Origin of the sequence: Azonexus caeni (assembly GCF_048146105.1) — a bacterium.
Taxonomy (GTDB): domain Bacteria; phylum Pseudomonadota; class Gammaproteobacteria; order Burkholderiales; family Rhodocyclaceae; genus Azonexus; species Azonexus aromaticus_B.
Genome location: NZ_JBKJAD010000043.1, coordinates 1 through 8,047, shown reverse-complemented (window position 1 = coordinate 8,047; position 8,047 = coordinate 1). Strand labels below are relative to the sequence as shown.

The window sequence follows — 8,047 nt, the reverse complement described above, 5'->3', positions numbered from 1 at the left end:
AGTTCCGCAGCCGCCCGGCGCGCCGAGTAGCGCAAGGGACCGGGCGCAGCCCGGCGCCGACCTGGGGGTGGCTTTTTCTTTGGCTACTTTCTTTTTTCCACAAAAAAGAAAGTACGCCCGCCGGTCAACGGCGGAATACAGCGGTTCAGAAACCAAAGCCGCTCGCCTAAGCATAAGGAAACCCAACGCTTCAGCAACCGAACACACCCGCACGTCCGGCGCGGAAATCGGCGCCTCAGCAACCGATTCCGCCCACCCGAGCAGCGCGAAAGAACAAGCCTCAGCGCCCAAGATAAACCTCAATCACCCGCTGATCATTCTGCACCGTCGCCAGATCGCCCTCCGCCAGCACCGAGCCTTCGTGCAGCACGGTGACCTTGCCGCCCAGCTTCTCGATAAACGCCATGTCGTGTTCGACGACGACCAGCGAATGCTTCCCCGCCAGCGAGACGAACAGCTCCGCCGTGCGCATCGTCTCGTCGTCGGTCATCCCGGCGACCGGTTCGTCGAGCAGCAGCAGCTTCGGTTCCTGCATCAGCAGCATGCCGATTTCCAGCCACTGCTTCTGGCCGTGCGAGAGGAGGCCGGCCGGGCGGTCGGCTTCGCCGTCGAGGCGGATCAGTTTCAGGGTGTCGGCGATGCGGTCGCGGTCGTCGCCGCTCAGCCAGGCGAGCAGGCTCTTCCACACGCGCTTGTCGGTCTTCATCGCCAGTTCGAGGTTCTCGAAGACGGTGTGCTGCTCGAAGATGGTCGGTTTCTGGAACTTGCGGCCGATGCCGACGTGGGCGATTTCCGGTTCGGTCAGCCGGGTCAGGTCGATGCTCTGGCCGAAGAAGGCCTTGCCGGAATCCGGGCGCGTCTTGCCGGTGATGACGTCCATCATCGTCGTCTTGCCGGCGCCGTTGGGGCCGATGATGCAGCGCAGTTCGCCGGCGTTGATGGCGAGAGTCAGGTTGTTCAGCGCCTTGAAGCCGTCGAAGCTGACGGTGATGTCTTCGAGGTAGAGGGCGACGCCGTGCGACAGGTCGAGCTCGCCGGTGACCAGGTGGCCGAACTGGTCGGCGCTGTCGGAGCCTTCGGGGCGGTCGTCGAGGACGGTTTCGGCGGTGGCGTTCATGCGCTGGCTCCTTGTTTCTTGCTGATGATTTTCTTCCACAGTCCGACCAGTCCCTGCGGCAGCAGCAGGGTGACGACGATGAACAGCAGGCCGAGGAAGAACAGCCAGTATTCGGGGAAGCTGACGGTGAACCAGCTCTTGGCGAGGTTGACCGTGAAGGCGCCGATGACCGGGCCGATCAGCGTGCCGCGCCCGCCGACGGCGACCCAGATGGCGATCTCGATCGAGTTGGCGGCGCTCATTTCCGACGGGTTGATGATGCCGACCTGCGGCACGTAGAGCGCGCCGGCGATGCCGCACAGCACGGCGGAAATCACCCAGATGGTCAGCTTGTACCAGAGCGGGTTGTAGCCGATGAACATGACGCGGGATTCGGCGTCGCGGATCGCGGTGAGCACGCGGCCGAACTTCGATTTCACCAGCCAGGCGGCGAAGACCAGCGTTGCAGCGAGCGCGATGGCGGTCAGGCCGAACAGCACCAGCCGGGTTTCCGGGGCGGTGATCGGATAACCGAGGATGCGCTTGAAGTCGGTGAAGCCGTTGTTGCCGCCGAAGCCGGTCTCGTTGCGGAAGAAGAGCAGCATCGCGGCGTAGGTCAGCGCCTGGGTGATGATCGAGAAATAGACGCCCTTGATCCGCGAGCGGAAGGCGAAGTAGCCGAAGACGAAGGCGACCACGGCCGGCAGCGCGACGACCAGGAAGGCGGCCCAGCCGAAGCTGTCGCTGCCGAGCCAGAACCAGGGCAGTTCCTTCCAGTCGAGGAAGACCATGAAGTCGGGCAGGTCGGCGCCGTAGCTGCCGTCGCGGCCGATCTGGCGCATCAGGTACATCCCGAAGGCGTAGCCGCCGAGCGCGAAGAAGAGGCCGTGGCCGAGCGAAAGGATGCCGCCGTAGCCCCAGATCAGGTCCATGGCGACGGCGACCAGCGCGTAGCACATGATTTTGCCGATCAGCGTGATGGCGTAGGCCGAGACGTGGAAGACGCTTTCCGGCGGCAGCGCCAGGTTGAGCACGGGGACGACGAGCAGCGCCAGGGCGAGGAAGATGCCCAGCGCGGTCCAGGCCTTGCGGTCGAGCGCGGCAAAGACGCGCAGGGTCAGCGGCACGCGGCCGGCGGGCAAGGGAAGCACGGAAGAGGTGGCAGACATGCGTCGCTCCTTACTGGTCGGCAAAGCGGCCCTTGAGGGCGAAAATGCCCTGCGGACGCTTCTGGATGAAGATGATGATGGCGACGAGGATCATGATCTTGGCGATCACCGCGCCGGCCCAGCCTTCGAGCAGCTTGGAGAAGATGCCCAGGCCGAGGGCGGCCCAGACCGCGCCGGCCAGTTGGCCGACACCGCCGACGACGACGACCATGAAGGAATCGACGATGTAGCCCTGGCCCATGTCCGGGCCGACGTTGGAGATTTGCGACAGGGCCACGCCACCCAGCCCGGCGATGCCGGCGCCGAGCGCGAAGGCCATGGTGTCGATGCGCGCGGTCGGCACGCCGACGCAGCCGGCCATCGCCCGGTTCTGGGTGACGGCGCGGACGAACATGCCGAGTCGGGTCTTGTTCATCAGCACCCAGACCAGGAACAGCACGAACAGCGCGAAGCCGATGATGATCACGCGGTTCCACGGCAGGATCAGGTTGGGCAGGAGTTCGACGCCGCCCGACATCCAGCTCGGGTTGGCGACCTCGACGTTCTGCGCGCCGAACAGCACGCGCGCCGCCTGGATCAGGATCAGCGACAGGCCCCAGGTGGCGAGCAGGGTTTCCAGCGTGCGCCCGTACAACCAGCGGATCACCGTGCGCTCCATCAGCACGCCGACCGCGGCGGCGGCAAAGAAGGCGACCGGAATCGCTGCCGGCAGGTACCAGTCGACCTGTTCCGGGAAATAGGCGCGGAACAGGCTCTGCATCGCGTAGGCCGAGTAGGCGCCGATCATCAGCAGTTCGCCGTGCGCCATGTTGATGATGCCCATGACGCCGTAGGTGATGGCCAGGCCGAGCGCCGCCAGCAGCAGGATGGAGCCGAGCGACAGGCCGGAGAAGACCCCGGCCAGGGTGTCCATCCAGGCCAGGCTGCGCTCGATGCTCTTCAGCGCGGCGCTTGCCGCTGCGCGCACTTTCTCGTCGCTTTCGCCGCCGGCTTCGGTGAGCGGCAGCAGCAGGCTCTTGACCGCCGGCGAGGCGGCTTCGGCCAGGGTGTTGACGGCGGCCAGGCGGACCGCCGGATCGGCGTCCTGCAGCGTTGCCTGGGCGTGCGCCAGGGCAAGCAGCGGCTTGATCTCGGCGTCCTGTTCCTGGTCGCGCGCCTTGGCCAGCACGCCGGCCAGCTCGGCGCCGACCTGGCTCTGCAGTTCGCGGGCGGCGGCCAGGCGGACGGCGCGGTCGGCGTCGAACAGCTTGAGCGCGGCCAATGCGTTGGCCAGTTCGCCACGCAGGCGATTGTTGACGGTGATCGTCTCGGCGCCGTCGGGCAGTTCCGCGGCTTCGCCGTTCAGTGCGTCGACCGTCTTCTCGCCGTCGAAGACGAAGAGGCGGTCGCCGGCGACGTACAGGCTGTCGTCGGCCATCGCCTGCAGCAGCTTGCCGGTGCCGGGTTCGGCGGCGGCGGTCAGTTGCTGGATGGCGGCGATCTTGTCGGAGTTGTCGTCGGCCGCCAGTTGGCGGACCAGCGCCGGGTCGGGCGCGGCCAGGGCGCCCAGGCTGGTGGCCCAGAGCAGCAAGGTCAGTAAGCGTTTTTTCATCGGGTCCGTCCGCAATTTGTGCAGTGCAGCGACAGATTACGGAGCGGCCCCCGGGCGGGGAATACGATGAATTGCGTAGGGGGGACTTGCCCCCCGGTTTCAGTGCTGGCCGCGCAGCTTGGCCCAGAGGTGATGCAGGCCGACCAGCAGCAGGCCGACGGCGATGCCGATGCCGATGTCGGCGAGCAGGGCGAGCGCCCAGTGGCCGACTTCGAGATGGACGAGGTGGCCGAGGATGCCGCCGGCGACGGCGAACATGGCGACCATGCCGACCGGGCCGAGCACCTTGAGGACGACCGGCGCGGCATTCGCCATGGCCAGCCCGAGGCGGCGGCGGAAGCCTTCGCCGGAGCGCGCCAGCGCCAGGCCCATGTCGTCGAGGCGGATGATGAGGCCGATCAGGCCATAGACGCCGATCGTCATCACCACGCCGACCAGTGCCAGGACGGCGATCTTGTAGCCGAGCGGGGCGTCGCCGGTGGCGGCGAGCGAGATCACCAGCATTTCGAAGCTGAGCACGATGTCAGTCTTGATCGCGCCGCGCACCTTTTCGTCCTCGGTCATCGGCACTTCCTCGGCGGCCTCGCCGCTTTCCTCGTGGAAGTATTCGAGCAGGCCTTCGCCGCCCTCGAAGGCGAGGTAGAGCGCGCCCAGCGCCAGGGCGACGGTGATCGCCATCGGCAGGAAGTAGCCAACGACCAGCAGCAGCGCCGCCAGCCAAACCTTGTTCAGCGCGCTGCCCTTGGTGATCCGCCACAGCGCTGGCAGTTCGCGGTTGGGCGAAACGCCGGCGACCTGGCCGGCGCCGACCGCCAGATCGTCGCCAGCGACGCCAGCGGTCTTCACCGCCGCCTTGCCGGTCAGCGCGGCGATGTCGTCGGCGGCGGCAGTGAGCTTGGCGCTCTGCGCGGCGAGGTCGTCGGCCGCGGTCGCGGCGAGTTTGCTGACGTCGCGCAGCAGCGCGAAAAATGCGGAAGTGGCCATGGTTCAGTCGGTCGATTGAAAACACAGAGTATACCGGTGTCGTCGCCAATTGCTGCCGCTGGCCGCGAGCCGTTCAGTCTGCGGCGGCGCAGCCTTCGAGGGCGCTGGCGAACTGCTGCAGGGCGTCGGCAATTCTGTCGATCAACGCCATTTCCCGGGCGTCGGCGGCGTCCTGGCGCAGCAAGGCGTTGAGTTCGGCGGCCGGTTCGTGGATGCGTTCGAGGCCGACGCTGCCGGCCGCTCCCTTGAGCGCGTGGCAGATTCTCTCCGCCGCCTGGCGGTTGCCTTCGCTCAAGGCCTGGCGCAAGTCGGCGGCGTCGGCGTGGTGTTCGGCGACGAACAGGTGGAGCAGTTTGAGCAGGCGTTGCGGGTTGCCGCGCAGGCGGGCCAGCGCGGCGTCGAGATCGAGATCGGGCAGGGCGGCGAGGGTGGCGAGCAGGTCGCCGTCGTTGGCGGCCGTTGCCGGGGTGGCCGGTGGGCTAGCTAGGGTCGCCGGCGGCAGCCATTGCAGCAGCTTGGCGAAGAGCAGTTCGGGCTCGACCGGTTTGGCGACGAAATCGTTCATGCCGGCGGCCTGGCAGCGCTGCATGTCCTCGGTGAAGGCGTTGGCCGTCATCGCCAGGATCGGCACCGCCTCGCCGCCGGGCAGGGCGCGGATGCGGCGGGTAGCTTCGAGGCCGTCCATGAGCGGCATCTGCATGTCCATCAGGACCAGCGCAAAGGGCTGGCTGGTGAAACGTTCGACGGCTTCGAGGCCGTTCTGGGCGATGCTGACGCGCATGCCGACATCCTGCAGCAGGGCGAGCGCGACTTCCTGGTTGACCGGGTTGTCCTCGCAGAGCAGGACGCGGTTGCCCGCGTAGTCGCGGCGCAGGATCACTTCGGGGGCGTCGCTGCGGCGGCGGGTGCTGGGCCCGCCGAGTTCGCGCGACGAGCGGACAAACCGGGCGGTGAACCAGAAGCGGCTGCCTTGTCCTTCAAAGCTGTCGACGCCGGCATCGCCTCCCATCATGCGGGCCAGTTGGCGGGTGATCGCCAGCCCGAGGCCGGTACCGCCGTACTGGCGGGTGGTCGAGCGGTCGGCCTGCTCGAAGGCGCCGAACAGGCTGGGCAGCGCTGGCGCCGGGATGCCGATGCCGCTGTCTTCGACTTCGAAGCGGTAGCTGGCGGCGTCTGCCGTCTGCTCGAGCAGGCTGGCGCGCAGCGTGATGCCGCCGCGTTCGGTGAACTTGATCGCGTTGCCCAGGTAGTTGAGCAGGGCCTGCGCCAGGCGGGTCGGATCGCCGCGCAGGCAGCCGCCGATCGGCGGCGGCAGCTCGAGGGCGAAGTCCAGGGCCTTTTCCCGTGCCTTGCCGGCGATCAGGTCGCCGGCGCGGGTGACGGTTTCGTTGAGGTCGAATTCGATGTCCTCGAGCTGGATCTTGCCGGCTTCGATCTTCGAGATGTCGAGCACGTCGTTGATGATCGCCAGCAGGTGATCCGCCGCCAGATGGATCTTGGCCAGCTTGTCGCAATGCTGGGGATCGTCGATGTTGCGTTCGAGCAGGCCGGTGAGGCCGATGATGGCGTTCATCGGCGTGCGGATCTCGTGGCTCATGTTGGCGAGGAAGCTGCTCTTCGCCAGACTGGCCGATTCCGCGATGCGGCGCGCCTCCTCCAGTTGCTCGGTGCGTTCCCGCACCAGTTCCTCGAGGTGGCTGCGATGGATTTCCAGTTCCTCCTCCAGCGCCTTGGTGGCGGTGACGTCGGTGACGAAGCCGTACCAGACGATCCTGTCGTCCTCGTGCTCCGGCATCGCGTCCACGTGCAGCCACTTGATCCGGCCGTCCGCCATGCGGATCCGGTAATCGACCAGCCAGCGCTCCATGCTGGCCGCCGACTGACGCATCGAACCGAACAGGCGGTCGTGGTCCTCGGGCACCAGCAAATCGCGGATCAGGTGGGTGTCGGCCTCGATGACTTCGGCGCTGACCTCGTAGATGTCCTGCACCGCCGCGCTGGCGAAGGGAAAGGCGCCGGTGCCGTCGGGGTGCTGGTAATACTGGAAGACCATGCCCGGAACGTGGGCCAGCGTCTTGCGCAGCAGTTCGGTAGCGGCGACCCTGGCGAGCAGGGTTTCCTGGTCGATGATGGCCTTGAGCAAGCCGTTGAAGGCGTTGGCGAGCTTGCCGATCTCGTCGTCGGATTCGATCGGCAGCGCGCTGCGCGGCCGGCTGCCCTGGCGCATTTCGTCGAGCAGGACGGCGGAACGTTCGAGCGGCCGCAACTGGCGCCGGACCCACCACCAGGCAACGACGCCGGCAAACAGCGTGAAGGCCAGCGCGGCAATCAGCAAGCGCTGCTGCATCTGGCGGACGACGGCGAAGGCCTCGGCGGTCGGCAGCACCGATTGCATGACCCAGGGCGTGTTGCCGATCCGTACCGACGACGACAGTTCCTCTACGCCGCGCGAACTGACGGCGACGCCCGACCCCTGGCGGCCGTTGATATAGCTGTCGTAGACCGCATTGACGCCTGGCGGCGGACCTTTTTTCAGAACCCGCTGCTTGTCCGACGAGGCGATGTACATCCGGGCCCGGGTATCGGTGACGAAGAAATCGCCGGTTAACCCGTACTTGGCCCGGCTGATCTGATCGAGGAAATTGGGTTTCCCCATGTTGGTGATGCCGAGCACGGCACCGATCATCCGCTTGTCCGGCGAGAAAATCGGCACAGCGATGGTGATCACCGGCACGCCGGTGCGGCGTCCGGTCAGCGGTTCGGTGATGAGCGGCTTGCCAGTGGCGACCAGCTCCCGGAAAAAATCGCGGTCGCCATATTGGGTGCCGCTGCGCTCGTGCTGCGCCGGAACGCTGGCGATTGCCGTGCCTCCCGCGTCGAGCACCATGATGCCCCAGTTGAACAAGGGGTCGAGCCCGGTTTGCGCGTCAAGCAAGGTCCGGCTGGCGGTACGGTCACCCGACAGTTGGGCCAGACGCCCGGCTAGCGCCTCGAGGATGTTGATCCGCTCGCCGACCGAACGCTCGATTTCCGAAGCGACCAGCGAAACCGCCGAATACTGCTGCGCCGAGATCGCGGCTTCCCGAGTTCGACAGTTCGAGCCCAAAAAAGGCCATTTTCGAGAAGTTGCCCACGCAGCCATGCGGGTTTCAAGGCGATTTTCCAAAAAAGTCGTGTAGTGGCACGTCGCTGGTTTTTTTGGCTATA

The 8,047-nt window shown here is 66.6% G+C and carries 6 protein-coding genes; all 6 read right to left on the bottom strand.

Annotated elements, in window-relative coordinates:
• A partial coding sequence (locus tag ACLIIZ_RS20860) for a hypothetical protein (RefSeq protein WP_416695593.1) occupies positions 1–291 on the bottom strand: 291 nt, incomplete at its 3' end.
• Positions 281–1,117, bottom strand: coding sequence for an urea ABC transporter ATP-binding protein UrtD (urtD, locus tag ACLIIZ_RS20855; protein ID WP_416695591.1), 837 nt, complete (start codon positions 1,115–1,117; stop codon positions 281–283). The genes ACLIIZ_RS20860 and urtD, both read right to left, overlap by 11 nt.
• A complete protein-coding gene (gene urtC, locus ACLIIZ_RS20850) occupies positions 1,114–2,265 on the bottom strand; it encodes an urea ABC transporter permease subunit UrtC (protein WP_416695589.1) in 1,152 nt (383 codons plus the stop codon). Before urtC ends, urtD begins: the two co-directional genes overlap by 4 nt.
• Positions 2,266–2,275: 10 nt before the next feature.
• Entirely contained in the window at positions 2,276–3,856 is a 1,581-nt protein-coding gene (gene urtB / locus ACLIIZ_RS20845; protein WP_416695587.1) for an urea ABC transporter permease subunit UrtB, read from the bottom strand.
• Between the two features lie 99 nt (positions 3,857–3,955).
• Positions 3,956–4,840, bottom strand: a complete 885-nt coding sequence (locus ACLIIZ_RS20840) for a DUF808 family protein (RefSeq protein ID WP_416695585.1) — start codon at positions 4,838–4,840, stop codon at positions 3,956–3,958.
• 73 nt (positions 4,841–4,913) lie between these two features.
• Positions 4,914–7,946: an ATP-binding protein gene (locus tag ACLIIZ_RS20835; protein ID WP_416695583.1), complete on the bottom strand. Its 3,033-nt coding sequence runs from the start codon at positions 7,944–7,946 to the stop codon at positions 4,914–4,916.
• Positions 7,947–8,047: the final 101 nt, after the last annotated feature.